This is a genomic window from Hafnia paralvei ATCC 29927 (assembly GCF_001655005.1).
In the GTDB taxonomy this organism is placed as follows: domain Bacteria; phylum Pseudomonadota; class Gammaproteobacteria; order Enterobacterales; family Enterobacteriaceae; genus Hafnia; species Hafnia paralvei.
The window spans coordinates 295505-321489 of record NZ_LXET01000054.1 but is presented as its reverse complement, the minus strand read 5'-3'; the positions used below and the strand labels follow the sequence as shown (position 1 = coordinate 321489).

Below are 25985 nucleotides of genomic sequence, written 5' to 3'. Positions count from 1 at the left end.
CCCTGCGGGCATGCCGCAGGTCACTGCCGCTCAGGTTCTCCACCGTCACACCCGGTGGGATTGTTGGGTTTCTCATCGTGAGTTACAGGTTCAATATTCCAGACAGACTCGTGGTTCATTTGTAAGCGCCCCGTGAAGGACGTGGGGTAAAAATTAGTTTACAGAGAGGGTTACGTTCCAGGGCAACAGCTCTTTCACGCGGTTGGCAGGCCAGGTATTGATGACACTGATCACGTGGCGCATCCAGGCTTCCGGCTCAATGCCGTTGAGTTTGCAGCTTCCGATCAGGCTGTACATCACTGCCGCACTGTCACCACCACCATCAGAGCCGAAGAACATGTAGTTACGCCGCCCCAGCGCAACCACACGAAATGCGTTTTCGCACAGATTATTGTCGATCTCAACCCAGCCATTGCGGCAGTATTCGTTCAGTGCATCCCATTGCTTCAGCAGATAGGTGAACGCCTTCGCTGTGTCCGAGTGGCGCGACAGCATGTTCATCTGCCCCTGGAGCCAGTCATACAACGACTGCATCAGCGGTACCGATCTGGATTTTCTGACCGCCAGTCGCTCTTCTGCCGGACTGCCGCGGATCTCTGACTCGATAGCATACAGCGCCCCGATACGACTGAGCGCTTCTGTTGTTGCTGTCGTTGGATGGCGAACATGTACATCGTGGATCTTGCGTCGGGCATGCGCCATGCAAGCCGCTTCGGTTACCCGCCCACTTTCGTAAAGAGCGTTGTAACCCGCGTAGGCATCAGCCTGCAGGATACCGCTGTAGTCCGCCAAATGTTGCTGTGGATGGATACCTTTGCGGTCGGGAGAGTAGGAGAACCACACTGCGGCCGGCATGGTTGAGCCGGCGTTGCGATCGTCACGAACATAGACCCACAGCCGCCCGGTACGGGTTTTACCCTGACCGGGTTCCAGTACATTCACCGGCGTGTCGTCTGCATGCACTTTACCCGGCATCAGCACATAGTGGTTCAGTTCATCATACAGCGGACGGAGTTGCTCTCCCATAATATCAACCCAGCGCCCCATCGTATTACGGCTCAGCTCCACGCCCTGCCGGGCGTAGATTTCCGACTGACGATACAGCGGCAGGTGCTCAGCGAACTTCGCCATGATAATTCGCGCCAACAGACCCGGGCTGGCATAACTGCGCTCGATGGGTTTTGGCGGCAGCGCTGCCTGCACGATACAGTCGCACCGACTGCAGGCCAGTTTTGGACGGACCGTTTCGATTACCCTGAACGCGGTGTTGATAATATCCAGTTGTTCAGAGATGCTTTCCCCCAGCGGTTTCAGTTTGCCACTGCAGACAGGGCATTCGGTTTCTGCCGGGGAGATAACCTGTCTGTCACGGGGGAGTGTGGCCGGAAGCGCTTTGCGGGTGGGAGAGTCTGATGTTTTTGGTACTGCATCTCCGGCCATTGAGGTAAGTTGCGAGTGCGCTTCGCCAAGCCTGTTCTGGAGGTCGGTTATACGCTTTTCAGCCTGAGCGATCTTCTTTTCTATCTTCTCGCGATTTTTCTCGCTGCTGCGGCCAAACAGCATTCTCTGTAGTTTAGCGACCAGCGCCCTGAGTGAGCCGATCTCGCGGGCATAGCCGGTTATTTCACCGGACAGACGAACGATAATCGCCTGCTGGGCGACCAGCAGGGCCTTCAGTTGCTCGATGTCATCGGGAAGTGCACTGTTCATTCCCCTGTTTTATCACGGGTTATATTCGTATACCAGGCCGTTCCGTCCGTTTTGGATGCTGCCAGGCGATCCCCTCCAGTAGCATGGACAACTGGGCAGGTGTCAGATGCACTTTCCCTTCACGGCTCACCGGCCACACGAAGCGGCCCTGCTCGAGGCGTTTGGCGAACAGGCACAACCCGTCACGATCGGCCCACAGTATTTTCACCATTTTGCCACTGCGGCCCCGGAAGACGAAGATATGCCCGGAGAACGGGTCATCCTTCAGCGTGTTTTGCACCTTCGAGGCCAGACCGTTGAAGCCACAACGCATATCGGTGACGCCAGCGATGATCCAGATTCTGGTACCGGTCGGCAGCGTTATCATCGGGAACCGCCTTTCATCTCATGGATGAGAACTCGCAGTATTTCAGGTGTCAGCGGGTCAAAGAGTTTTACCACTCCTGATGCCAGGTGCAGTTCACATCGGGGAGAGTTATTATTCTCAACAACGGGAGATTCGTTGTTTTTGTTTTGCCAGAAGGGATTAGTTACAGGAGCTGCAGGTTCTGGAGTATCAGTCAGTGCAACCGGAACGGGCAGTCCTTCCTGCATATTATCGTCGTTTAACAAGCCATTTTCGTACAGGTTTTTCCAGTTAAACAGCATGTTATCATTGATGCCGTGTTCTCTGGCAATGCGAGCAACAACAGCACCCGGCTGTAATGCCTGCTTAACCAGGTTGATTTTAAATTCACGGCTGTAGCTGGTCCGACGTTTCTTACGCCATTGGGCATCACCAGTATCAACAGGAACAGTATCAGGACGATTACCCTTTTTTCTGTTAGTAAACAGCATCTGGTCGAGCTGGGTAAAAGAGAGCGTTTCTGGTAATGGCCACTTAATGCCGGATGCAATAAATCGCTGGAAAAGCACATGCACCGTGGAATGGCTGAGATTAAGGTGCTGAGCTATTGCCCGGATAGAAAGGTTATCTTCAAACCGGAGTCGAAGCGCATCAGGTAAATAAGCCCGATAGCAAGTCACATCGTTTGTCCCAGAATTCATCGTTCGCGTCCATCAATATTCAGATGGACGCGATTGTTACCAGACAGGACAATCTTCTCAAGACGTCCCTCACGGGGCGCTTACGAAGCGATTGTCTGACGAGTTCTTCCTTAAATTCACGGCTGTAACGAGTTCTGGCCCGGGTCCGCCATGAATCATCTGACGGCAGTCTGGTCTCCGGTAATTTTTTCGTCGCCTTTCTGCGGCCTGGAAAAAGGATCACATCAAGATGCTCTGCTGACAGTTTTTTTGGTAGAGGCCACGGTACACCTGATTTTGCGAAGCGCTGGACCATTATATGAACCGTTGAGTGGCCCATTGAGACTTGCTGTGAAATAGCGCGGATTGATAGTTTCTCATCAAACCGAAGGCGTAATACCTCAGAGAGTTGCTGGCGATATTCGATATCGCCTGTCCCGGTGTTCATCATTAGTGCCCGTCAATAATAGATGGGCACTATGGTCCACAGGTTGGACAAAAATAACCAGACGTCCTTTATGGGGCGCTTACGAAGAACAGGCTGGATTCATCACGTGACATCGGCAGATAGCCTATCTCATCCAGGATCAGCACCCGAGCATAGCTCAACTGCTGAAGTTGTCTTTCCAGCCGGTTTTCCTGCTTGGCTTTCATTAATGTTGCAGTTAAACGGTCCAGCGGCATGAACAACACACGGTGACCCGCATCAGCGGCTTTGACGCCCAGGGCGACGGCAAGGTGTGTTTTGCCCACACCCGGGGGGCCCAGCAGGATCACATTTTCACTGCGCTCGACGAACGCCAGCCCCGCCAGTTCGCGGATCACTTTGCGATCGATACCGGGCTGGAAGGTAAAGTCGAACTGCTCCAGCGTTTTGACCCACGGCAATCGGGCTTGCTTTAACCGGGACTCCAGTCCCTTTTGATGTCGGCCATTCCACTCCTGTGACAAGGCCTGGACCAGGAACTCGCGGTAGTTCAGCTCTTCTTTCGCCGCATGCTCGCAGACGCTGTCAACCGCAGCGCCCAGATGATCCATTTTCAGTCGAGCCAGTAAGGTATCCAGATCATTTATCACAGCAGCCCCTCATACTCACTCAGTGAACGTCGCTCTACACTGCTGACCTGCTGCCACAGCGCCTGATGGTGTTCCGGCACTGTTTGCCAGCCCGGTGAACCGGTATTCAGTTGATGGCTGGCCACCAACCGCTCATTACTGTAGATACGCAACTCCTCATCCAATGTGATACGGATGGTTACCGGTTGACCACAGCAGGTTTCCGGCACGCTATAACGGTTGCCCCGAACCTCGATATAACCATCCCAGGCCACATGACGGATATCGAAGTAACTGGTATCAAAGTCTCCTGCCGGCAAAGGCAACAGGGCGGCCTGCTCTTCGCCGAACCGTTCTTGCGGTGTTTGTCGGAACTGGCGCAGTTTTCGACCATCGGTGACCTTCACCAGCCACTGCGTCAACATCTGGTTCAGATGGGCGAAGCTGTCGAACTGGCGGTAACGGACGAAGAAGTTATGCTTCACATAACCGACCATACGCTCTACTTTTCCCTTGGTTTGTGCTCGCCGGGGACGGCAGGCTCGGGGAATAAAACCATAGTGCTCAGCCAGTTGGAGGAACCCGGCATTGAAGATGACCACGCCGTTATTGCTGTGCTTCAGGACGGCGGCTTTCTGGTTATCCACCAGGACGGTTTTCACACTGCCGCCGAAGTAGCGGAAGGTTTGAACCAGCGATTCATAGGTATGCTCGGCATCTTGTCGGGGCGCAGCATAGACGTGGAAGCGCCGGGAGAAGCCCAGCGTATTCACAGCAAAGTTGGCGATACAGGATTGACCGGCGATCTCAACCTCGATTTCCCCCCAGTCATGTTGAAGCTGGTAACCGGGTTGCGTTTCAAAGCGAACCGTTTTCCTGCCAGGACGCATTTTACGCTTGGGTTGAATGTAATAGCGCAGCATGGAACGGCCCCCGGAATAACCGGCCTCCCTGATCTCCTGGAAGATCACTTCGGCATTCCAGACATTTTCATTCAACCGCATATCGATGTAGGGAATAAAGGGCTGAAGTTTGGATAACCGTCGCCGTTTTCCTCGAGTGGGAGGTTCAGGGAAATGAAGATGGCGGCGAACGGTTTTCTCCGAACATCCCAGGTAATGGGCAATATCAACGATGTATGCCCCCTGACCCCGCATTTGCTTTATCATTAAATGGTCCTCTCTGCTTAGCATGCTGGTTCCTTTTTCGGTGTGAGAACCTTTAGGAAACCGCATGTTGGGTGGAGCGGACAAATCAAATGGTGAATTCAGGTCTTATAACATTGGTGCCGACAATTGCCCGCCTGATACGCTCACGTGGCGATTTAACCTCTTTTGCGATTTGCTGAAAGGGTACTGCCGAAACGCCATCCGGGCTCACACGCCGTATGCGGGTCACCAGGTGGTAATGAAATTCGTCCGGTATTGCGCTGAGATCTGTCTTCAGGCTCCAGACGCAGCCAAAACGCTTACCGTTGAAAATCGCATCTTTCTGATTAAGCTGTAGCTCATCGCGCAGATCAGCGATCAACTGCGGTGTACGGAGCAACAGTAAACGAAAAGGCAGCTCAAAGCTGGTGACGTAATCGACGTTCAGCAAGGCAATGCGCAGACGTTCTTCTGCTCCGGCTTTTACCTGGCGGCATTCTTCGAGCACATCCGCCCACTGCAGGGTCAGGCGGGGCGCCTCGTCAGAACATGAAAACTGGTACTTTTCTACCTGGTACTCAATCCGCCCCATGCTCATTTCCCTTGCGTTAATGTTGCTATTTGCACTTCAGTGGCAACAGAGACAGCAAATACCCGCTAGCGTGTTGCTCACCCGTCGCGTAACGCAGCTCCCGCTTCTCAAGCGCATCGCCCACAACACGACTGTCGCCAGCCACGATAAACGCCACCGGCGCGGTCTGCTACCCCTGTTCGTTAAAATGGCGCTGCAGTTCGGATTTCCTGACCAGTAATGCAGAGGTATTCGCATATTCGGCAAACAAGGTGTCGGGAACCCATTCTTCATCAGTTACCACGGCATTGACCCAGCCCTGTGATTTCAGGTGCTCAATCGCACGGGTCAGGCGAAACAAATCCGACGGCTGCGTCACCGGCTCCGTGCAGGACTGCCAGAGGTATTGCAGCCGGTTCAGTAATCCAGTTGCGGGGCCTTTCTGGCGTCCCAGGCGCAACAAGCTGTCAATATCAGAGGCAACAGAGCGCGGAAAGCGGCGCTGCTTCTGCGCCCCCGCCAGCCAGCGTAGTAAAAAAGCATGAGAGGTCAGCGAGGAGTGCGCCTGCCCCTCCTGCTGAACAAGGCGCAGGGCCGTCAGTGCGCACCAGGCAAAATGCGCCAGGTCAACCAGTGATTCTTCAGGAGGTAATGCAGTGTGATTCGTTTTATTCATGGCGGAGATTATATCGGCAGCGCGTCGCGCGGAAAAGGGCTGAAGGCCGGGGATAACATCAGCGCAGAACGAAACATCTACCCTCATCGTCACACAGCCTGGACACTCAGGTGCAAATAACGCCCGTTCGGGCGAGAGTTACCGGAATCGTCATTTCCTGCACCCGCGTCTTTAGCTGGTTAAATGGCGCAGTGAAAGCGTCCCTGCCAGCGCGGCTGATAATGTTCTGCGTCATACTCGTTACGCCAGCGCAGGCGGTTCCGGCTACCCTTTGCCATGTGTCAGCGATGATGGTGTTAAGCGCCTGAGGCGCACCGTCTGCCATCTGCGGGTTTCGTTCTGTCCCCAGTGTATCGAGATTGAGCATCAGCACCATTTTGCATTCTGGCGCGCTGGCCGCCTCCCATATCCAGCGTAACACCGTCGGTGGAGAATTCTTACGTTCCTGCTGACGTTCCTGAGAGCATGCACCAGTACGCTGCCAGACCTCAGTGTGAAAGCGTAAAATTAAAGAACGGTAATCGGCCACGGTTTCGCGGTGCGGCAACACCAGGGTAAAACTGAACGCCACCAGTCGGGGGTAATGATCAACGGCCTGCTGCAGAAATGCGCGTGTATTGGCTGCATCCACAGCATTGCCGGCTTCTGCACCGGAGTGAGGGCTATTCATGGGGATTAACTCTTTTGGTTGATTCAGGGGGGGGGCGGGTTGCACGGTATATCTAATGCGAAAAACCCTCACCGGGCTTATCCGGGGAGCGTGTTACAGCCGTAATTCATCTGCCAGTTCGCTTCTTCAATGCTGTAGATGCCGGTCAGGCAACGTGGACAATGCTTCACGCCCTGATAATAGTCGCCGCACCACACGCAGTACCAGGCAAGCGACATGACGGGGGCACCCAGCCCGCCGATAATACTGCGCAGTTTGTTGTGCCGGGCTTCGGCCTTCACCTCCGGGTCCAGATGCGCACAGTTCATCAGTACATGCCGGGCCACGGTCTGCTGGTCATGCTCAAACCACGGGTCTTCGTGCATACTGGCATGCAGTATCAGCCGACAGCCACAGGACGCACAGCTCCATACCTGACCCGGTACGCTCATCGCCTCACCGGCGGTCACAAAATGCCCTTCGCGGTCATTTGCCAGGTAACACTTCAGCATGCGCATGTCGTCACCTCTGCGGGCAGGTTGCCCGCATCTGCGCTTTCACGACTGTATTCACCGCTCCTGCAGGTCAGGCAGTAATGCTCGCCGTGGTACACACTGTCGCAACCGCTACAGTGCCAGTCTGCCCTGCGGACCACGGGCGTGGCGCCCGGGATAATCCGCTGCAGACGCCCTGACAGCCTCAGTGCACTGGCTTCCGGTTTCACGTACGGGCAATGCTGTCTTCCGTTGTCCGAAAGCGTTGCTGTCTGGTGTTCAAACCATGGGCGTTCAGAGTCGTATTGAGGATGGTATTGCAGTGCACTGCCGCAGAGGTGGCAGGTATAGTGGTCATACGGTGCGGACTGCGCGGTTCTGGCCCCAGTAAGACGACCGTTACCGTCCAGGGCCATAAAGGATTTTGCATACATTGTGTTGTTCCTCACCACCAGACGACACGCAGGCGTCAGCCGTCCCGGTGCGGGCAGTGCAGACAGGGTGCGAATGGCGGTTTAGTTATGCGTTAGCGGGTCGGTACCAGCGATGGCCGGTCCAGGACTACAGAAAGGTTACGGTTGCGCAGGGGCACCGGAGGGACGAAAACACACGGGACAGGGTTTGATACCACAGTACCGTCGCTGGCAACGGGGGCACGTCCAGCGTGGAGGAATTGTCCATGGCTGAGTACGCCGTCGTTTTTCCATTCAGATATCCCCTCTGCTCAGGCGCCACGGGAATCGGCAATGCGCTGGCGCAGCCAGGATTCCACTTCGCTTTTACGCCAGCGACTGCTGCGACCGAGCTTGATGGGTTTAGGAAACTGCCCCTCCTGGATAAGTTTGTAGAACCACTTATCCGTCATGCCGGTGCAGGTGGTGATAAAGGTCATGTCGATAAGGGGGTTTTCTGCGCAAAGCAGTGTGGCAGTTGTGGTGCCGGCGTTGTTCGTATTCAGTGTGGTCATGGTATTTATCTCCCTCTGAGGAATGGTTGTCGGGAGACGTCCGGTGTCACTGAATTCTGGACATGCCGGTTCTCCTCAAAGGATAGGGATTGCCTGTAAAAAATTACCGGCCCATCGCATCAGGCCGGTAGAATTTATGCGTGCGGGTACACTCAGCCCCGGCTGCAACCGAAGTTACGCTCACCGTCGCCGGTGACTTTGGTTTCGCGTTTGGCAAGGTAAGCGGCCTGCGCCAGTGCCAGTTGAAGCTCTGTGGTATTGCCGCGCGTCAGCCAGGACACCGGGCTTTTGGGGAATCGTGCCAGAACGGCATGCGCCTGTGCATCCACCTGCAGTGCGCTACACCATGCCTGTTTAATCATCCCGGCTAACGTTTCCGGATCGTTGTAATCCCCCGGCCCGCACCAGGTATCGCGGTTCAGCAGCAGGACCACGTGGTAATGCTTTTTCCCCTTAATCTCGCCAAACTCCCGCGCCCAGACAAAGCGCAGCGTGGTCGGCCAGACACGTTTACCCTCGCGGCGATGACGCTGAAAGTACGCGTCAATGCGGGCTTTCAGGGCATCGATAAAACGGGAGATAACAGCGGCATCGGTGGCCGCTGGCGTATCCGGCAGACGGAGGTCAACACGCAGGGCCAGTAAGCGGGGGTAAGCGTTAAGTGCGCAATTGAAGGTATCGGCGATGCGTTGCTGCCAGTAAGGGTCGTAGGTGTAACTCATTGAAATGGACTCCGGTGGGTTATCGTTCATAACCATTACCGGTGCTGTAAAAAAGTACTTATCAGAAAACCCACCATCACACTATACCGGACCAGATTGCCGGGTATCGCACGACGATATCGTAAGCCTTCATGGCGTTATCCATTTAAGTCCCGCGATAAATCAAATCACCATCAACAAAATCTTCAGTCGCCAGGTAAGATAATGAACCGGTCAAATGACCTGTTCATTAAAAAGGGAAAAGACATGCGTCTGAAGAGTGTGGCAGTAAAGAATTTCCGCTGTTATGCAGATGAAGTAAGCGTTGAGCTCGATGACCTGACAACCTTTGTCGGACGCAACGACATTGGGAAATCGACGATCCTGGAAGCACTGGAGATCTTCTTCAATAACAGCGTGGTATCCATTGAGAAAGGAGATGCCTGTATTCACAGTGGCCGGGATAATGTTGAGATCACCTGTGAGTTTACCGATCACCCCTCTTCCCTGACGCTGGACTCCGGCGCTGAAACGACACTGGCAGAAGAATTTTTGCTAAGCAGCACCGGCTCACTTCTAATTCGCAAGATCTACAACTGCAGTAACAAAAAACCAACCGCTGAGATTTTCGTGATTGCAAACCATCCGGCTGCAGTGGGTTTTCAGAATCTCCTCGAGCTTAAGGAAAAAGAGCTCCAGGCCCGGGTGAAAGATCTCGGGCTCGATGTTCCCCTCAAAGGGAACCCCGGAATGCGAAAGGCCATATGGGCAGCATCAGCCGATTTACAGTTAACTGAAACGCTGCTGGCCGTCGGAAAAGCTAAAGAAGACACAAAGCGTATCTGGGAGCAAATCGAGAGCTGGTTGCCGATGTTTGCACTTTTCCAGAGCGACAGAAGCAGCCGGGATTCCGACGATGAAGTGCAAAGTCCGATGAAGGCCGCCATCACGGCTGCTCTAGCCGAAGTACAGGAAGACATTGCCAGGATCCAGTTAAGGGTCCAGCAAAAAGCAGAAGAGATTGCCCGAAACACCCATGAGGCGCTGAAAACCATTGAACCCGGTCTGGCGAGAGAACTCACCCCTGAATTTACGCCTCCCACGCCGGCAAAATGGCAAGGGCTGTTCTCCGTCGGGCTCAATACTGATGGGGGGATCCCTCTGAATAAACGCGGGAGCGGCGTCCGTCGTCTGGTGCTGGTCAGCTTTTTTAAAGCCGAAGCAGAACGGCGGCTTAAGTCCAGCAATCGCCGCAGTATCATCTACGCCATTGAAGAACCCGAAACCTCGCAACATCCCAACTATCAGCGCATATTAATTGAATCGTTTAAATCTCTGTCACTGGAAGCCGGTTGCCAGGTTATCCTCACCACGCACAGTCCGGGCTTTGCTGCAGAGCTACCAGGGGACAGCATCCGCTTTGTATCCCGTGATGCCGCTACCGGGCAGCCGACCATTCAGGCCGGTGCTGACGTTTTTGGCATCGTTACCGATACGCTGGGCGTCACACCAGACAACCGGGTCAGACTGCTGTTCTGTGTCGAAGGACCAACCGATGTCACCGCCTTTAAAGCACTCAGTAAAGCGCTGCATGCAGAAGACAACACCCTTCCTGACCTTGATAACGACGAGCGAGTGGCATTTATCGTACTGGGGGGAGGAACGCTCAAGCACTGGGTGAATGAAAATTATCTTCGTGCTCTGAACCGCAGGGAGATACACATCTACGATCGGGACGTTCCTGCCTATGCTGAAGCGGTGGATGCCGTCAACGCACGGGGTAACGGATGCTGGGCGGCACAGACGCTGAAACATGAAGTCGAGAGTTACCTTCATCCCGATGCTATCCACGACGCCTTTGGTGTGATGATCGCGGTCACCGATCATCCTGTCGGAGGCAAAGCTACGCCAAAAGTGTTTGCAGAAGCCTATTCGCTGGCTCAGGGCTTTGACGGTGTGATGAAAGATAATCCTGCCAAGGCTCGTCTGGCAGAACGGGCGTTCCCTTTGATGACTGCCGCCCGTATCCACGAACGCGATCCTGAGGGTGAAGTCCTCGGCTGGATGCGCAGAATACGGGACATGCTTCAGTGACGCAGAGGAGTCCCAGTAGCCTCACCTAGATACATCTGCTGGCAGGTTAGCTGGCAATATGAAGCCAAAGAGGCACGCAGATTATCCCGGATTAATCGGTATGATGCCGTGTGCCTCTGAAAGTGAAAGGTTATCGCCATTGACTGACGCAGTGAAGCCTTGTGCCATTGGTTATTTCACTCTGACGCTTCTTCTGGCTTCCGGTACAAACTCCCCTGTCCGGAGGCTGCACGCGCCCACAGTTCCTCATCGCTGAGCGTGGTTTCAATCAGTTCAATCGGTATACCGCCGTCATCAATAACAGCCACCCGGTAATCATCGATAGGTTCATAAGGCCCCAGGATAACCGTCTCGCCCGCAATCGCCTCAGCCAGACTACTGACCTTAAACGCCACGTGTGGAACGGTTTTCAGCAACGGATGGAGCGGCGAGTCATCAGTGAAACGATGCCACTGCACCCGAAACTTGCCTGGATTATCGGTGGTATACATCCCCGCGCTGGCACTGAACTTGCCTGCAGTATTACCATCCTGCACCGGGATACCAAAATGATGAAATGCGTACTGTACGTCTGCTTTCATGGATAACACCTGCCTCCGTTGAGTTAAACGCCCGATACATTACCCGGTGAACCGATAACAATACAGAAACGGATATTAACTTTCTGGTCAGCCAACGGGCAGTCTCTCTCCCCATATAAAGCGCGCTGTAACGCACCAAGAGCAACGCAATCAATTCACTCGTAGCTTTCCATCAATATTAACTCAAACGTGGTTATACGGGCTTACAGGAATATTCAGCGAAATAAAATATTACAACGTTCACCCCTCTGTTAAATAATATCTTGTTAATGCGCTAATCATTCCTCGCATACTGACCCTGGATAAACACGTTCAATTTCACGTACTGCATTCCAGTTGACTGGTATATCCCCTGGCTATGACTCAGGTCACCCGCTACGTCGCTTACCATTATCTCGCAGTCACTCTTCATACCCTTTAGCTCACGTTCTCATTGATGTGAATAAAGCCCAGGTAAATACACGCACGAAAGGCTTCAGACCATTCAGTCGTTATTGGGTAACGAATGACTTGCCGTGGTTAGCTATCGTTATAACAAGCCTTAATGGGAAAGGGTAATGCCAATATACTCACGACGCATTGCGATCGTGCTGACCACGCCACTCAGCGTGAGCTTATTCTCAGGCTGATACTTATTACTCTCTCAGTTCTGTCGTCAGTCGTGTAACGGTTACTGATGACTTTGGTAACAGATAAGCAATGGGCACCTGTCATGACTTAATGGTCTGTAATCTTAACCCACCAATAGCCCTACCCAATAGTTACCCTGTTTCTAATAACTGTCCACCAGGGCAGTAATCAAGCCACCATAAGTTATTCGTCTTATTCATTTCTGTAGTCATGACTCTCTTACCAGCAACAATCAATCCTGTAATAAACACCATCTTCCTGATAACAACCCAAAGTTTAGTAATCAACACTCATTATACTTTCAGTAATCACCCCTTCTTTGTTATATCACCCTTCTTTATTATATTATTACCAATCCAACACACTCAGCCTGATAGTAACACCAACCAAAGCAGCACCAGACAGTCTTTACATGCAATAAGAACCATAAACACTCACTCTGGAATTATCTTTTCAACAACCAGAAGAAAAGACACTTCATCATCTCAAATAACCCCCAGCCAGATTAACCCCTAAATCATTACTCCCCATAGAATGCCTTAATACTGATTCTGAGCAACGAATGAAAATATGAAGAGATAACCCTACCTGATGCCAGAAATGCATCAAGAAGCGAACAAGGCGCCATGATGGGGCAAAACAGAGAACGTGCAGGCGGGCTAACGAGAGAGTACACTGAGTGTATAGAGATGCTAGAATACAGACACAGAACAGGGCAACAAGGCGAATAAAAGGGATAGAACACTAAAAATAACGACTATAAAACCATGATAAAACCCAGTAAAAACCACAATATAACCACAACCTTACTTCACGATGACTACCAGATGTGTTTTTTGGTGACGTGAAAACCATCATTATGCTACTGTATAACCACGACAATCACTACAACCACCACTACTGTGTAATTTAATTTATGAGGTGTTGATAATGGCTGTAAATTATGATGATGGCAAGCGAGGACTCATAACGAGTCGGGACCTGAGAGTTTGCGCGTTTTATGCCGGATGGTTGAATGCCAGCAACAAAATTAACACCAGCAATGTTCCCAGGCAGGATGCAGAAAGCTGTCGACAGGCGTTAAACCAGCTAATTAATCAGGCCATCCCGGATAAAAACCAGCAGACAGGACTGCTGTCTGAAATGGAAACAGCCCGTGATGAAAATGTGCTTCCACTGGATAGTTTTGACTGGCTTCGTCAGAATGAGCGGGCCACTTTCTGGCTATGGGCGTATCTCTGTATGGCCGGGGATTATGAGTTTGGCATTGGCCCGCCAGCAAATGCTGAATTCGGGAAAAACTGGTATCAGCGAATAAATCTGAGTTTATCTCCGGCAAGTCATCAGGAGAGAATGCATATTCTCATCACCTTCTTTGACAACATTTACATTTCCACGCCACCTGTGAATCACCTTAAGAAACAGGTATTCGAAAAACTGAAAGATCGGTGGAAAATCATTTACAGCAAACCGCTGCCGTTAAAATGGCTGCCGGATGAAGAAGACGCGGTATTATGGGCCTGGAACAACCTGCAAAAAGTTCAGCAGGAGAAAGCCGGTAATATCGGCGGACTCTATATGAGTTTATCCACGCCCGGATTAACGACCTGGCTCACGCCACTGAGTCATTCCGAGCGCAATTTGGCACTACGTGCCGCGCTGGATTTATGGGGTGACGCACCGGACACAAAGCGTTTATTCCTTCTGAACCTGAATAAAGCCTGGAACCAGCAAAAATTACGCCAGTCCCGTACCGATAAAAAAGCACTGAATACCTACCTGAAGAACGACACCAAAACACGACTGGACTTTATGGCTGAACGCAGCGGGGTTCGCATCAGCGATATGCTGGAAACGCTGATTAATGACCATTACCGAAAAACCTGTGGTGGTGAGTGAGGGCTTTACGCTGAAAATAAAGTGAGTGGAGACAGCAATACAGACCTGAAATGACATTCAAAAAAATCTCAGACCTATATTACCAATGTGAGAACGGCAGCAGAAATGTTGCCGTTTTGTTATTTCACTCACGGAGGTTAAAGTGTCTGATAAGAAAAAATGGGGTTCTGATGCCCTGCCGCTACTCTTGTTCCCCGTCCCCGCTGAACAGCCCTGCAAAATACCCGCGTGCATGCTTCCCCCGTTCCGGCGCTGCCATCACCACATTCCCTGTTCCGGTATCAGAGCCGTTTTTATCCACGGCCCGCCTGTTTATTCAGGCGGCTTTTATTGCCAGTAACAAGGGAGAACAAAATGAATTGTCCGAATTGCGGTTCGCAACACATACAGCTGCGTCATGTGGGTAAAAAAACGGGTGGGGTGATTGGCGCAACGGCCGGAGGCCTTGCCGGGCTTGAAGGTGCATCCGCCGGTGCGCTGATAGGTTCAGTCATTCCGGTTGTCGGTACGATAGCCGGAGGGCTCATTGGGTTTCTGTCCGGCGCCTGTGCTGGCGCAGTAGCGGGAGCAGTAGCCGGTGAGAGGCTGGACGGGACGGTATTTGATGAATACTGCTGCACACAGTGTGAGCAGACCTTCAATATGGCGTAACACTCAGCGGCTCCAGTAAACGGTATGGGGTACAACCGTATCCCGGAAGACACCGTCGACGATAACGTGAATGCCACGGCGTCTCTGTGATACGGTTTTTTATCCCTTCAGCCCTTCGCACCAATGACAGGATGTGTCGTAAAAAACTTCACTCACCTTCCCTTAATACTCTTATACCCTTTTACTTACAGCCACTTAACTAAAAATGGTTGTTGTCATAATTTTTACGTCATCCACCATAAAGGGACGACATAACGTGGCGAACCGGTACGGCATAATTTTCCACCATCAACAGGAGCATACGGAGAGCCGGAGGCTGATTTCAGAATGAAAGAACAACACGATCGTTATGACCGCCTGGCCGTCAGGCTGTCTGTCATCATCAGTCGGCTACTGGCGGGCCATGCCCTGGTACTGAAAACACTGGCTGATGAATTTGCTGTCTCAGAACGCACGCTGCAACGGGATTTCCAGCAGCGCCTGCTCCATCTGGGTATTGAGCATTCCGGCGGAGCCTACCGCCTTGCCCGACGCCCTCTCCGGCCCCATTCGCCGGATACATCCTCCTTTATCCACAATACGGGAATTTCAGGGATCATCCCCATCCAGAACAGAAAGCTCATTCGGCTGCTCACCAGCACGTCGGGGATATCGCCCTGTCTTATCGGGCATGGCGGCTTACCGTCGGCAGTCACACAGTCAGCGTCATTTTTACTGCTGGCAGAAGCCATTCGCGATCACCACACCGTCACGCTGCAGGTTAACGGACGCACTCATGAAACCGTAGCACCACACCGTCTGATCTTCCAGAGCAAAAACTGGTTTCTGGTCACCACTCGCACCAGAACACTCCAGGTTTTCAGGATGGAAGAAATTAATGCCGTCACGGTCCTGGAAACCTCTTTTCGCAACAAGCCTGAGCTTGATGCCCTGACGGCCAGCGAAGAGTTTATCTCCGCGCTGCCGCATTTTCGCTTCATCAGCAACGTTATCCATTCCTTCCGGGGAGTGTTCCCGGAAGCCACCTCCGGACTAAAAGGAGCCCGGCTATGAAACACCCCACAGCCCTGCTGTTATTAAGCGTCGGACTGACGCTGGCATCGCTGCCGAACGCGAATGCCGGTACGCCCGATGCCTTTCGCGACGCGCATTATCAGCGCTGCGCAAAGCCCGTCTTTTATGCACAGGCCCTGAATCACAAAAAGGAGGTCGAAATCTGCATCGTTACCCCGTCGGTATCGTATTCATTCGGTAAGACTGGCGCTGAGCATAAGGAGATGGATATTACCGTTCCGGCTCAGGCGACGGGCTACGCGTACCAGAGCAACCAGGTTATCAACCTGCAGGAATTTAGCGTCCGCAACGGGGATACCACCTACGAGGTCTCTACCGGTTCGGATGATGACGGCAAACCTTTTGCCGCGCTCGATGTGTATCGGGGCAACCCCGATACCGGAAAGCATCTGGCGACCATTTCGCTTGACCCGGATACCGTGGTTAACGACATCAGCCACGGATTGCAGGATGAAGGCATCCCCCAACAGGATGGCCTTTAACCCGTTTTATCAAACTCAACCCTCTGTTTATTCAAGGATATAGCAATGAACATTTCCCTTGCTGGCGGTTCACTCCGTTCGGCACGTTATTTTTCCGCGATCTGCCTGATGTTATCGACAGTGGTACTCAGTGGCTGCGGTGATGCGAAATCCAAAGCCGAAAGCGAGTTTATCCGGGGCTGTAAATCCGGTGGTGGCACGACCCTCCTTTGCGGCTGCGTTTACGACATCCTGCAGACGAAATACACGCACGGGGAGCTGGAGAAAATGAACCAGCAGTACGGTTATGTCCCCCCGCGCTTCATGGACAACATGCTGAGTGCCGCTCAGCAGTGCAGAAAATAAGGAAATCTGAACATGGCGCTTGTCATTAAATATTTCGCGATTGCCTTCGCCATCGCGCTTGTGGTCGTGCTGTTTAACGTGTTCGGGAGTACCGGCGAGATACGCAGTTTTGGTCAGGGAATGGGGTATCTGTTCTGGATGACCCTGGGGCCCGGAGCCGGTATGACGGTCGGTGCTGCTCTTCGACAATGGCTGATGCCGGACGCGGTATACACCCGCGAAGGGATGACCGGATTACTCAAGGCCCGTCTGTTCTGGCTTGTGGGTCCCCAGTGTATCGGCTGGCTGGCAGGGCTTATCGCCGTGGGCAAACAACTCATGTAACACGGCTGACCCTCAACAACATTTTTGACTCAGAAGGAAAAACACCATGCGATTCATGCACGCCATCCTGCCAGCAGGATTACTGACCTTTGCCATCACGGCACACGCGGTCCCCAATATGTGGAGCAGTGGCTTCGGTATGGGCGTCACCGAGTACATTATCACCAGCCCGGAAAACGTCATGCTGAATCTCAACTGCACCGGCAACCCTGACGACCAGAACATCCTGCAGCATCACGTCATGCTCACCCTGCCAGACGGCAGCGGTGCCGATTCACAGGATGAGAAAACAGCCATCACCATCGTCACCGATGACCAGCCATTCCCGCTGCCGTCATCTCTGGGCTGGCGTAACGGCGACAACGCCTGGCTCTCGTTCATTGATGCCATCAGAAAGGCAACCTCGTTTGAGATTTACGTCAACGACAAAAAGGTGGGGCATTTTTCCCCTTCTGCCGGAAATGTCCACAAGGTTCTGGCTGATATGCCCGAATGTACATCGCTCACCGCCGGGTAACTCCTCTTCAGCATGATTTCCCCCTGTTTACAGCAAAATCAATCAAGGACAATACGATATGACCGACATCTCGACACTCAGCCAGCGACTGGCAACACCAACGCTCACTTTTGTGCTGCTCACCATCGCCACCTGCGGCATCTGGCCGTTACTGTGGCTGTATAAAAAACAGGACATTATCAGCGACACCACCGGGTATCCGGTTTGCGGCAACCTGTTTATCATCTGGCTGGCCGTCTGTTTTGGTCTCAGTCGACAGTTTGGGGTAATGGCCTCACCGGACCTGGCGGGTTACGACACGGGTAGTGACACACTGCTGGTACTGAGCGCCATACTGTCGTTCGCCACCGGCGTGATGTATATCGTCTGGGCCTTTAAGGCCAGAGCCGCACTGCGACATTATGCGCTGAACACCTTCCGCTTCGACCTCAGAATGAATGCGTTCTACACCGTACTGTTCAACGTCTTCTACATCACGTACTGCATCAACGACATGCCTCAGGCGCTGGCGAAACACCGGATTATTCACGGTCAGGCCCCTGTGCCGCCAGAATCACCGTCACCGCAGTAACACCGCTCCTCGCTTATTTACCCGGCTGGGGCATCCCTGAATGCCCCTCATCCCTCCGGCTTCCCCCATGAGATTTAACCCAATGACATTACTGAAAATGGTGCTCAGTGCCCTGCGTCAGGTGCTGACGTGGTGCGCCAGCAGCCGGGCACAGCAGTTTGTGGAAGACCACTTCCGCGAAGAAGGTTACGACGAAGACAGCATCTATATTGCCAGACAGACGGCAGCCCTGCTGGCAGGTGCCTTAATCGCAGCGCTGATGGAGCAGATACTGCAGCTTATCGCCACACCTGGAGCCTCCCGTTGATGCCCTGCTCACTGAGCGGGGCGTTTGTTTTTGTGCCAGATATCAGAGGAGTTCACCATACAGGACACTGACAATACGCCGTTACCACCCGGTCCGTTCACCCGAGAGCAGGCAACAGCCGTCGCCACGCTGTACACCAACGTAGCCATTGAAGACGACCAGGGTACGCACTTTCGGCTGGTCATTCGCGACAGCGGAGGGCAGTTGTTCTGGCGGGCGTGGAATTTTGAAGCAAATGCAGGAGAGTGGCTGAACCGCTATCTGCTCAGCCACGGTATACCCAAAAATTGACTCATCACCAGCAACCACACCAGCAGGCCATGCTCCCACCGGAGCATGGCTTTTTTGTTTATGCCGTTAAAGCAACCATAAGGAATTAACAATGCGATTAGCCAGCCGCTTCGGGCGGACAAATCAGATCCGCCGTGACCGTCCCTTAACCCGTGAAGAACTCATGCAGCATGTCCCCAGCGTCTTCAGTGAAGACAAACACGACTCCCGCTCTGACCGATACAGCTATATCCCTACCATTACCCTGCTAGAGAACCTGCAGCGTGAAGGCTTTGAACCCTTCTTCGCCTGCCAGTCACGCGTACGCGACCCTGACCGCCGGGAACACACCAAACACCTTCTGCGTCTTCGTCGGGCGGGCCAGATAAACGGTCAGCATGTACCTGAAATTATTATTCTTAATTCGCATGGAGGCGAGTCCAGCTTTCAGCTTTTGCCGGGATACTTCCGAAGCGTCTGTACCAATTCGCTCGTCTGTGGACAATCCTTTGGTGAAATCAGGGTTCCTCACCGGGGCAATGTGGCGGAGAAGGTCATTGAAGGCGCTTACGAGGTGTTGGGCGTCTTTGACCGGGTGGAAGAGAAGCGCGATGCGATGGAGTCGCTGCGGTTACCCCCACCAGCACAACACGCCCTGGCCGAAGCGGCGCTGACATACCGTTTTGGCGAAGAACACCAGCCTGTAACCGCCACGCAGATACTGACACCCCGACGCTATGAAGACCGCAAGGACGATCTGTGGTCGGTCTTCAATCGTTGCCAGGAAAACCTGCTGAAAGGTGGTCTGCCCGGACGTACCGCGAAGGGCAAACGCAGCCACACCCGTGCGGTTAACGGGATTGATGGCGACGTTAAGCTCAACAGGGCGCTCTGGGTGATGGCCGAAGAGCTGCACCAGGCCCTGATCTGATGCAGCATGTTACAGACGATGCCCGTCAGGCGGACGTTTATCCGCTTTCCCTGAATGAGGCTCCGGGCTGCCGCTCCCTCTCTGATGACGACCTGTGCGCCTGGTGCACACATCTTCTCTACCGACCCGGAGAACTCAGCCTCTGCCAGTTAAGCCTCGCCGACACTATATGGCCCGCCTGTTGTGATGAGAACGGCGATGCGCAGTCCTGCCCGTCGCTCCTGCTAAACCTGTATCCCCCACCCGAGAAATAAACAAGGAAAAACGACTATGACCGACATTATCAACCTTAACGACACCCTCCCGTTACAACCCCAACCTGCCGGTGCCGGTTCTGCACCCGCACTGACCGCCAGCCTCGTACCCGACGAGCAGCGCATCGGCTTCTGGCCGCAGCACTTCGGCTGCATACCGCAGTGGATAATCCTCGAACCGACCGTGTTCGCCTGGATGGACCGCTTCTGCGCTGACTACAGCGGCGGCATCTGGCAGTTTTTCACGCTGAGCAACGGCGGTGCGTTTATGGCCCCGGAAACTGACGACAATACCGATGAAAAATGGTCGCTGTTTAACACGATGAACGGCAACGGTGGTGAACTCAGCGCTGAAGCCGCAGGGATTGCCGTCTGTCTGATGACTTACAGCCACCACGCCATGCGTACCGAATGCGACGCCATGACGGAGCACTATTATCGCCTGCGGGATTACGCGCTCAACCACCCGGAATGTAACGCCATTATGCACATCATAGACTGAGGCCAACGTTATGGAACAACAGTTACCGCTGTTTGCTGCCGAATTACCGGCATCCGCACAGCACACCATCCGGGAGGCGTTAACCCTGCTGGAGCGCCAGTTACGCGAACCCGGCGCGTCATTTACCTCCAGCCATGCCGTCCGTGACTGGCTGCGTCTGCAGCTCGCTTCACTGGAGCGCGAAGAATTTACCGCACTCTTCCTCGATAACCAGCATCGCCTCATAGCCCACGAAACGCTCTTCACCGGCACCATCAACCATACGCAGGTCCATCCCCGTGAAGTGGTGAAAGCGGGGCTGAAGCATAATTGTGCTGCCGTCATTGTGGCGCACTGCCATCCGTCAGGGGTTGCCGAACCCAGCAATGCCGACCGTCAGGTCACTACGCGTATTCAGCAGGCACTGGGACTGGTTGATATTCGTCTGCTGGACCACCTGGTGGTGGGCGGCATGGAAATCGTCTCCTTTTCTGAGAGAGGCTGGCTTTGAAAATCATCAGTAAACGACAGGCGATGGCAATTTACCGTCAGCATCCTGGTTCCCGGTTGTTTCGCTTTTGTACCGGAAAATACACATGGAGCGGCAGCGTCTGCCACTACTACGGTCGAAAAGTCCAGGATATCAGCGGTGTGCTCGCGGTCTTCGCTGAGCGCCGTCAGGACCGCAACGGCCCGTATGTCGTATTACGCAGCGTCACGCTGAACTGAGTAAGGAAAATACCGATGAGCAGAATTATCTCCACCACCATTTATACGCTGGATGAACTTTCAGGATCGGCCAGAGAACAAGCCCGCGCCTGGTATCGTGAGCATGCACTGAACGATGACTGGTATCAGAACGTGTTTGACGAGTTCTGCGGCACCTGCAATATCCTGGGCGTCGAAATTAATATGTACAGGGTACCTCTCCTGTCTGGCGGCAGTCGTCAGCACCGCTGTATCTGGTTCAGCGGCTTTTGCCATCAGGGAGAGGGGGCCTGCTTTGAAGGAGATTATGCTTACCAGCCGCAGGCCGTCTACCGGATCCGGGAACACTACCCTGAAGACGCAGACCTTCACCGGATTGCCGATTTACTGCAAGCCATTCAGTTGCACAACAGCGGTCAGCTTCATGCCACGATCCGCCATCACGGCCAGCATATCCATGAAAACTGTATGGCAGTCACGGTCGAACACCACAGCCCTTCCGGGCAGGACATGACCACAGACAGTGAAGCAGCGGTAACCGAAGCCATGCGGTTGCTGGCCCGCTGGTTATACGACTGGCTGGAAAGCGAATACGGCTGGCAGACCTCTCCCGCCATTGTTGACGACGACATCATCGACGCTAAATACACCTTCACCGCATCCGGTCAGCGCTTCGGCTGAACGGCATCACCTTTAACCTTTCCTGTATGACTTTTTAGCGAGGCTTAATAATGACCGATACACTCACGCCCCGTGTTCCCACGGACGCACCGCGCTGGGGTCTGCCGCGCGATACCACACCCTGTTTTGGCGCACGCCTGGTGCAGGAGGGCAACCGACTGCATTACCTGAATGACCGCGCCAGCATCACCGGAACCTTCAGCGAGGCGGATTTACGCCATATTGACCAGGCGTTTCCTCTATTGCTTAAGCAGCTTGAACTGAAACTGATCAGCGGTGAACTTACCCCACACCGCCAGCATTGTGTCACGCTACACGCGAAAGGGCTGACCTGTGAAGCGGACAGTCTCGGCTCCTGTGGTTATGTCTATATCGCGATTTACCCGACATCTGCACCTACCGCATAAACCCCACAACACTTAACCAACGCTCAAAGAGAACCAGTAATGAGAATTTTACCTGTATCCGCAAAACGGGCGGCTGAGATTTGCCCGTCACCTTGTGTGTCAGCAGTGGCTGTGTGGCTGACCCTACTGACGTACCTGCTGGACCAGCACTACGGTCTAACGCTGAACGACACGCCGTTTGGCAATGACGGCGTGATCCAGGAACACATTGACGCCGGTATTTCACTGTGTGACGCGGTGAATTTTATCGTGGAGAAATATGACCTGGTGCGTACTGACCGTCGTGGCTTCAGCGCAGAAACACAATCGCCACTTATCAGCAGTATCGATATACTTCGCGCCCGTCGTGCCACCGGGCTGATGAAACGTAGCGGTTACAGAGCCATCACCGATATCACCACCGGGCAATATTCACTGGAGTCCGGGCAATGAAAGTTAGTCTGAACATTGAAGCTGACGCCATCAACGTACTGGCCCTCAACATGGGCCGGATCGCCGTAGATATCGACGGTATTGAACTGGCCGAACTGATTGATGTGGTGAACCAGAACGGTTATTCGCTTCATGTTGCTGACGAGCCTGGAAAACTGGCCGTTGAAGATCCGCTCCCGCCCGTCACCCGCCTTAACGGCATCCAGTGTAGTACCGCCCATATCTCCGAGGCTGACAACAACCTGCTATTCGCTCTTTCGCATCAGCATGAAGACTTTGGTGACAGCGAGTGGATAAGCTATACCGGCTCAGGATATTTGATATATCTGGATGCGTGGCAGTACCCGGTGCTTCAGCTTAAGAAACGGGGCCTGTCGAAAACCTGTCGCCGCCTGCTCGTGGCGCTGATACGTCGTTACACTATCAGAGTCATCCATCTTGATGCCTGTGGTGAAGTACTGCCAGGCTTCGCCACCTTTGACTGGTAACTCATACCTCCAATCTTCACAAGTATTCGCATGCCTAAATTCCCCACGGAAACGGCCCTCAATATTCTGATTGACTGGCTGCTGGACGTTCGTGATCTGCAGCTTCTGCAACACCCCAGAACAAATTAGCCACCGAATCCCACTCATCACACACGCATAAGCGCCAGTCCTCACCGGCTGGCGCGTTGCTTTATATAAAGGAAAGAAATGATGTCAGAACTTACCCTCACAGAACCCGAAGTGTTAACCGGCCACACCGATGTGATTTGCTCGACCAGTATTGAACGTATCGTCACAGGACGTAACGCCGTACTGACGCAGATTGAAGCGCTGATCCGCCAGCTTGACGATATTTCGACACTGACCCGCAGTATCGGCGGTAAAACCGCCCTTGACTGGGCTATGAAGCAGGATTTTCGCTGCGGCTGCTGGCTGATGGAGAAAACAGAAACGGCAATGAAAGTCATTACCCGTAATCTCGATCGCGGTATATGGCGAGACCTGATGAAAAAGTCCGGCATGTTGTCGCTCATGGACGCGCAGGCTCGTGACCAGTGGTACAACAGCCTGGAAAAGGATGACATTCCTGCCGTTAGCGAAGCCAATATTCTCAGTACGTTTGAGCAACTGCATCAGAGTAAAGGTGACGTGTTTGAACGGGGCGTCATCAACGTATTTAAAGGGTTGAGCTGGGATTTCAAAACGAACAGCCCTTGCAAGTTTGGTACGAAAATTATTGTTACTGGGCTGGTCAAATTCGACAGGTGGGGCTTTGGTCTGAACTGGGGCTGGCAACGTGACAGGTTAGCGGATCTGGAGCGCATGCTGATGCTCCTGGATGGTAAACCGGTTCCCGACAACCGCGCTGACGTTACCCGACGTATCGGCGATCATATTCATGAGAACAGGCACAGCAACCGTTACGAGGATGAGATGTTTGCAATCAAATACTTTCAGAAGGGGACGGCCCATATCACCTTAAAGCGGCCAGAGCTGGTCGATAAGCTGAATGACATCATCGCCCGGCACTATCCCGGAGCTCTGGCAGCAAGGTAATATGCCTGTCGTGTGTTTGCTGTTAAATATGTCGTATTTTTGCTATGCTTGAAAAACAAACAGAGGAGGAAAACATGACGACCAAAGCCCGTATACAGTCACGACTGAAACGTTCGAAGCGCTATGTTTTCACTCGTGATGATTTCAAAGACATTGCTGGCTACGATCAGATTGGCAGAGCATTGCGCGCCCTGGTTAAAGAAGGCGTGCTGTTGAAAGTCGGTTATGGCGTGTACACCAAGGCCCGCCGCAACAGTATCACCGGTAAGCTGATGCCAGCATCGCCCGGTGGTTCCGCTGCAGTGATCGTCGAAACGCTGGATCGACTGAAGGTACGTTATCGCGTTACCGACGCAACACGGGCATATAACAGCGGTAAGTCTACTCAAATCCCTGTTTCGGCAGGGATAAAAACACCATCACGTTTTAAACGCGTGTTGTCGGTAGGAAACAGTAAACTGAATGGATAATCTCAACACTCTTTTTTCTGAGGTAGCTGACGCACTTGGTATTGAGTCTGTCGCCATTGTGGAAAAAGATCACTATATCGTTGAGCTTCTGGCTCTGCTTAAGCCATTGTCGTTCGATACTCACCAGCTGGTTTTCGCTGGCGGTACTGCCCTGGCAAAATCCGGGGTGGCGCTGAACCGCATGTCAGAAGACGTGGATATCAAACTGGTTCCAGGCGCTGACTTTCTGGCGCTTTCGCGCTCCGGGCGAAAAGCCAGCCGTAAAGCGGTTATCCAGTCAATCACTGACGCAATAACCGCTACCGGTATGTTCAGCGTTGATGATGACCAGAAAGTGACCCGGGATGAGTATCGTTACAATGACATTCCGGTTCGTTATCCTCAGCGTCTGGCACAGGAACCCTGTCTGCGGCCTTTCATCAAACTGGAGCTGATGGAATCTGATTTGCTGGAGTCAGCAGAAGTACGGGATATTCACTCGCTGGTAACCGAGATGACGAAAAGACCACATATCGTTCAGGCATTCCCTTCCGTCACCGTAACCAGTACACAAGCAGAGAAATTAGTGGCGATGTTGCGACGAACAGCCGCTGTCACCCGCAATGTTGAACGTTTTGACGATACCACGCTGGTTCGCCATATCTACGATACATGGTGCATTGTGAACGTGGGGAATGTCGACATAGCACAGCTTACTGCTTTTGTTGAGAGAACTATCGATCAGGATATCCAGCGTTACGGCAACCAGTATCCACAATTTTGCGACTCGCCTGTGACAGAGCTGAAAATGGGCCTGGAGGAACTGACAAACAATCCTGTACATCAGGATCGTTACCAGAAATTTGTTGCTCCGATGGTATTTGGCAAACAAGTCGCCTGGACGGAGGCTTATGGCTGCTTCAGACAAGTGGCGCTTTCCATTTTAAATGCCCTGCCAGTAAGGTAGCGTGAACCAGTTCCTCTCTTCAATGCAGGACACCCGAGATATCAACAGAGTGCTTGCAGAACCAGGTGACCATCAGCCGTTGGATGTCCTTTGATTGTGCTCTCGTCAGAGGTAACATCCAGGTTAATCGGGAATCGAATGAAGGAATCGAATGAAGGAATCGAATCAATGATTTCAGGAAGTCCAAAATCAGTAACCTTTCTCTTCTGAAACTCCCGCCAACAACCAGCGAAACCATTACGAGGTACCAATGGAGGTATCAACTTTATCAAACCAAACAATAACAAACAAAAACAACAAGATAGATTGAAAGGTCGATTCCGAGTCCGGGCACCACTATTTAGAAAAACCCGCCTATGGCGGGTTTTTTGCTTTCTAGAATCGACTC

The 25985-nt window shown here is 52.9% G+C and carries 33 protein-coding genes and 2 pseudogenes; 22 read left to right on the top strand and 13 right to left on the bottom strand.

Annotated elements, in window-relative coordinates:
* Positions 1-153: 153 nt before the first annotated feature.
* The 12 genes and pseudogenes from tnpC to M988_RS18680 form a co-directional block, all read right to left on the bottom strand.
* Positions 154-1710 carry an IS66 family transposase gene (tnpC, locus tag M988_RS18730; RefSeq protein WP_064575310.1) on the bottom strand — a complete coding sequence of 519 codons (1557 nt, stop codon included), beginning with the start codon at positions 1708-1710 and terminating at the stop codon, positions 154-156.
* 19 nt (positions 1711-1729) lie between these two features.
* The gene (gene tnpB / locus M988_RS18725; RefSeq protein ID WP_001572386.1) at positions 1730-2077 is read right to left on the bottom strand and encodes an IS66 family insertion sequence element accessory protein TnpB; all 348 of its coding nucleotides are present in this window, start codon (positions 2075-2077) and stop codon (positions 1730-1732) included.
* Positions 2074-2757, bottom strand: a complete 684-nt coding sequence (gene tnpA / locus M988_RS18720; RefSeq protein ID WP_001572387.1) for an IS66-like element accessory protein TnpA — start codon at positions 2755-2757, stop codon at positions 2074-2076. Before tnpA ends, tnpB begins: the two co-directional genes overlap by 4 nt.
* 510 nt (positions 2758-3267) lie before the next feature.
* A pseudogene (locus M988_RS18715) lies at positions 3268-3774 on the bottom strand (ATP-binding protein); the annotation flags it as partial.
* A gap of 35 nt (positions 3775-3809) precedes the next feature.
* On the bottom strand, positions 3810-4985 hold the full coding sequence (istA, locus tag M988_RS18710) for an IS21 family transposase (RefSeq protein WP_064575308.1): 1176 nt from the start codon (positions 4983-4985) through the stop codon (positions 3810-3812).
* A gap of 100 nt (positions 4986-5085) precedes the next feature.
* Positions 5086-5532 (bottom strand): annotated as a pseudogene (locus M988_RS18705) (ECs1377 family protein); the annotation flags it as partial.
* A gap of 169 nt (positions 5533-5701) precedes the next feature.
* Positions 5702-6274 carry a DUF2913 family protein gene (locus tag M988_RS18700; RefSeq protein WP_064575306.1) on the bottom strand — a complete coding sequence of 191 codons (573 nt, stop codon included), beginning with the start codon at positions 6272-6274 and terminating at the stop codon, positions 5702-5704.
* A gap of 19 nt (positions 6275-6293) precedes the next feature.
* Positions 6294-6857, bottom strand: coding sequence for a YagK/YfjJ domain-containing protein (locus tag M988_RS18695; RefSeq protein ID WP_042894391.1), 564 nt, complete (start codon positions 6855-6857; stop codon positions 6294-6296).
* A 77-nt stretch (positions 6858-6934) separates the two neighbouring features.
* The gene (locus tag M988_RS18690; protein WP_064575300.1) at positions 6935-7354 is read right to left on the bottom strand and encodes a putative zinc ribbon protein; all 420 of its coding nucleotides are present in this window, start codon (positions 7352-7354) and stop codon (positions 6935-6937) included.
* Positions 7342-7764, bottom strand: coding sequence for a putative zinc ribbon protein (locus tag M988_RS22540; protein WP_072035686.1), 423 nt, complete (start codon positions 7762-7764; stop codon positions 7342-7344). Before M988_RS22540 ends, M988_RS18690 begins: the two co-directional genes overlap by 13 nt.
* Positions 7765-8054: 290 nt before the next feature.
* Positions 8055-8297 carry a helix-turn-helix transcriptional regulator gene (locus M988_RS18685; RefSeq protein WP_042894388.1) on the bottom strand — a complete coding sequence of 81 codons (243 nt, stop codon included), beginning with the start codon at positions 8295-8297 and terminating at the stop codon, positions 8055-8057.
* Positions 8298-8449: 152 nt separating this feature from the next.
* Positions 8450-9019 (bottom strand): inovirus Gp2 family protein, encoded by a 570-nt coding sequence (locus tag M988_RS18680; RefSeq protein ID WP_064575298.1) that lies wholly within the window; start codon positions 9017-9019, stop codon positions 8450-8452.
* A gap of 204 nt (positions 9020-9223) precedes the next feature.
* Between M988_RS18680 and M988_RS18675 the strand changes: the two genes are divergently transcribed.
* Positions 9224-11092 (top strand): ATP-binding protein, encoded by a 1869-nt coding sequence (locus tag M988_RS18675; protein ID WP_235891797.1) that lies wholly within the window; start codon positions 9224-9226, stop codon positions 11090-11092.
* 176 nt (positions 11093-11268) lie between these two features.
* Here M988_RS18675 and M988_RS18670 read toward each other — a convergent pair whose 3' ends face one another.
* Positions 11269-11673, bottom strand: a complete 405-nt coding sequence (locus M988_RS18670; protein WP_064575296.1) for a VOC family protein — start codon at positions 11671-11673, stop codon at positions 11269-11271.
* Between the two features lie 1560 nt (positions 11674-13233).
* Here M988_RS18670 and M988_RS18665 point away from each other — a divergent pair.
* The 21 genes from M988_RS18665 (at position 13234) to M988_RS18565 (ending at position 25597) form a co-directional block, all read left to right on the top strand.
* Positions 13234-14202 carry a hypothetical protein gene (locus M988_RS18665; protein ID WP_064575294.1) on the top strand — a complete coding sequence of 323 codons (969 nt, stop codon included), beginning with the start codon at positions 13234-13236 and terminating at the stop codon, positions 14200-14202.
* A gap of 354 nt (positions 14203-14556) precedes the next feature.
* On the top strand, positions 14557-14853 hold the full coding sequence (locus tag M988_RS18660; RefSeq protein ID WP_064575292.1) for a hypothetical protein: 297 nt from the start codon (positions 14557-14559) through the stop codon (positions 14851-14853).
* 327 nt (positions 14854-15180) lie between these two features.
* Positions 15181-15906, top strand: a complete 726-nt coding sequence (locus tag M988_RS18655) for a WYL domain-containing protein (protein ID WP_064575290.1) — start codon at positions 15181-15183, stop codon at positions 15904-15906.
* Complete coding sequence (locus M988_RS23170; protein ID WP_248846523.1) at positions 15903-16409, top strand: hypothetical protein; 507 nt, start codon at positions 15903-15905, stop codon at positions 16407-16409. The genes M988_RS18655 and M988_RS23170 overlap by 4 nt, the downstream gene beginning before the upstream one ends.
* A gap of 45 nt (positions 16410-16454) precedes the next feature.
* Positions 16455-16754: a hypothetical protein gene (locus M988_RS18645; protein WP_064575288.1), complete on the top strand. Its 300-nt coding sequence runs from the start codon at positions 16455-16457 to the stop codon at positions 16752-16754.
* A gap of 12 nt (positions 16755-16766) precedes the next feature.
* Entirely contained in the window at positions 16767-17078 is a 312-nt protein-coding gene (locus tag M988_RS18640; protein WP_064575286.1) for a hypothetical protein, read from the top strand.
* 46 nt (positions 17079-17124) lie between these two features.
* Positions 17125-17595 (top strand): hypothetical protein, encoded by a 471-nt coding sequence (locus M988_RS18635; protein ID WP_064575278.1) that lies wholly within the window; start codon positions 17125-17127, stop codon positions 17593-17595.
* 58 nt (positions 17596-17653) lie between these two features.
* Positions 17654-18166 carry a DUF4234 domain-containing protein gene (locus M988_RS18630; RefSeq protein ID WP_064575276.1) on the top strand — a complete coding sequence of 171 codons (513 nt, stop codon included), beginning with the start codon at positions 17654-17656 and terminating at the stop codon, positions 18164-18166.
* Positions 18167-18233: 67 nt separating this feature from the next.
* Positions 18234-18473: a hypothetical protein gene (locus M988_RS18625; RefSeq protein WP_248846522.1), complete on the top strand. Its 240-nt coding sequence runs from the start codon at positions 18234-18236 to the stop codon at positions 18471-18473.
* 57 nt (positions 18474-18530) lie between these two features.
* Positions 18531-18764: a DUF905 domain-containing protein gene (locus M988_RS22535; protein WP_025203175.1), complete on the top strand. Its 234-nt coding sequence runs from the start codon at positions 18531-18533 to the stop codon at positions 18762-18764.
* A gap of 91 nt (positions 18765-18855) precedes the next feature.
* Positions 18856-19674 (top strand): DUF932 domain-containing protein, encoded by an 819-nt coding sequence (locus M988_RS18615; protein WP_025203216.1) that lies wholly within the window; start codon positions 18856-18858, stop codon positions 19672-19674.
* Between the two features lie 270 nt (positions 19675-19944).
* A complete protein-coding gene (locus M988_RS18610) occupies positions 19945-20430 on the top strand; it encodes an antirestriction protein (protein ID WP_074388463.1) in 486 nt (161 codons plus the stop codon).
* A 10-nt stretch (positions 20431-20440) separates the two neighbouring features.
* On the top strand, positions 20441-20920 hold the full coding sequence (radC, locus tag M988_RS18605) for a RadC family protein (RefSeq protein WP_064575269.1): 480 nt from the start codon (positions 20441-20443) through the stop codon (positions 20918-20920).
* Complete coding sequence (locus M988_RS18600; protein ID WP_025203170.1) at positions 20917-21138, top strand: DUF987 domain-containing protein; 222 nt, start codon at positions 20917-20919, stop codon at positions 21136-21138. The genes radC and M988_RS18600 overlap by 4 nt, the downstream gene beginning before the upstream one ends.
* Positions 21139-21153: 15 nt before the next feature.
* Complete coding sequence (locus M988_RS18595) at positions 21154-21798, top strand: hypothetical protein (protein ID WP_064575267.1); 645 nt, start codon at positions 21154-21156, stop codon at positions 21796-21798.
* 50 nt (positions 21799-21848) lie between these two features.
* Positions 21849-22205 carry a type IV toxin-antitoxin system YeeU family antitoxin gene (locus M988_RS18590; RefSeq protein WP_064575265.1) on the top strand — a complete coding sequence of 119 codons (357 nt, stop codon included), beginning with the start codon at positions 21849-21851 and terminating at the stop codon, positions 22203-22205.
* Positions 22206-22244: 39 nt separating this feature from the next.
* A complete protein-coding gene (locus M988_RS18585) occupies positions 22245-22637 on the top strand; it encodes a TA system toxin CbtA family protein (protein WP_042894341.1) in 393 nt (130 codons plus the stop codon).
* The gene (locus M988_RS18580; RefSeq protein WP_042894338.1) at positions 22634-23125 is read left to right on the top strand and encodes a DUF5983 family protein; all 492 of its coding nucleotides are present in this window, start codon (positions 22634-22636) and stop codon (positions 23123-23125) included. The genes M988_RS18585 and M988_RS18580 overlap by 4 nt, the downstream gene beginning before the upstream one ends.
* A gap of 210 nt (positions 23126-23335) precedes the next feature.
* On the top strand, positions 23336-24181 hold the full coding sequence (locus M988_RS18575; RefSeq protein ID WP_064575263.1) for a DUF4942 domain-containing protein: 846 nt from the start codon (positions 23336-23338) through the stop codon (positions 24179-24181).
* Positions 24182-24255: 74 nt separating this feature from the next.
* Positions 24256-24651, top strand: a complete 396-nt coding sequence (locus tag M988_RS18570; RefSeq protein ID WP_042894334.1) for a DUF6088 family protein — start codon at positions 24256-24258, stop codon at positions 24649-24651.
* Positions 24644-25597: a nucleotidyl transferase AbiEii/AbiGii toxin family protein gene (locus M988_RS18565; RefSeq protein ID WP_042894331.1), complete on the top strand. Its 954-nt coding sequence runs from the start codon at positions 24644-24646 to the stop codon at positions 25595-25597. Before M988_RS18570 ends, M988_RS18565 begins: the two co-directional genes overlap by 8 nt.
* Positions 25598-25985 lie beyond the last annotated feature (388 nt).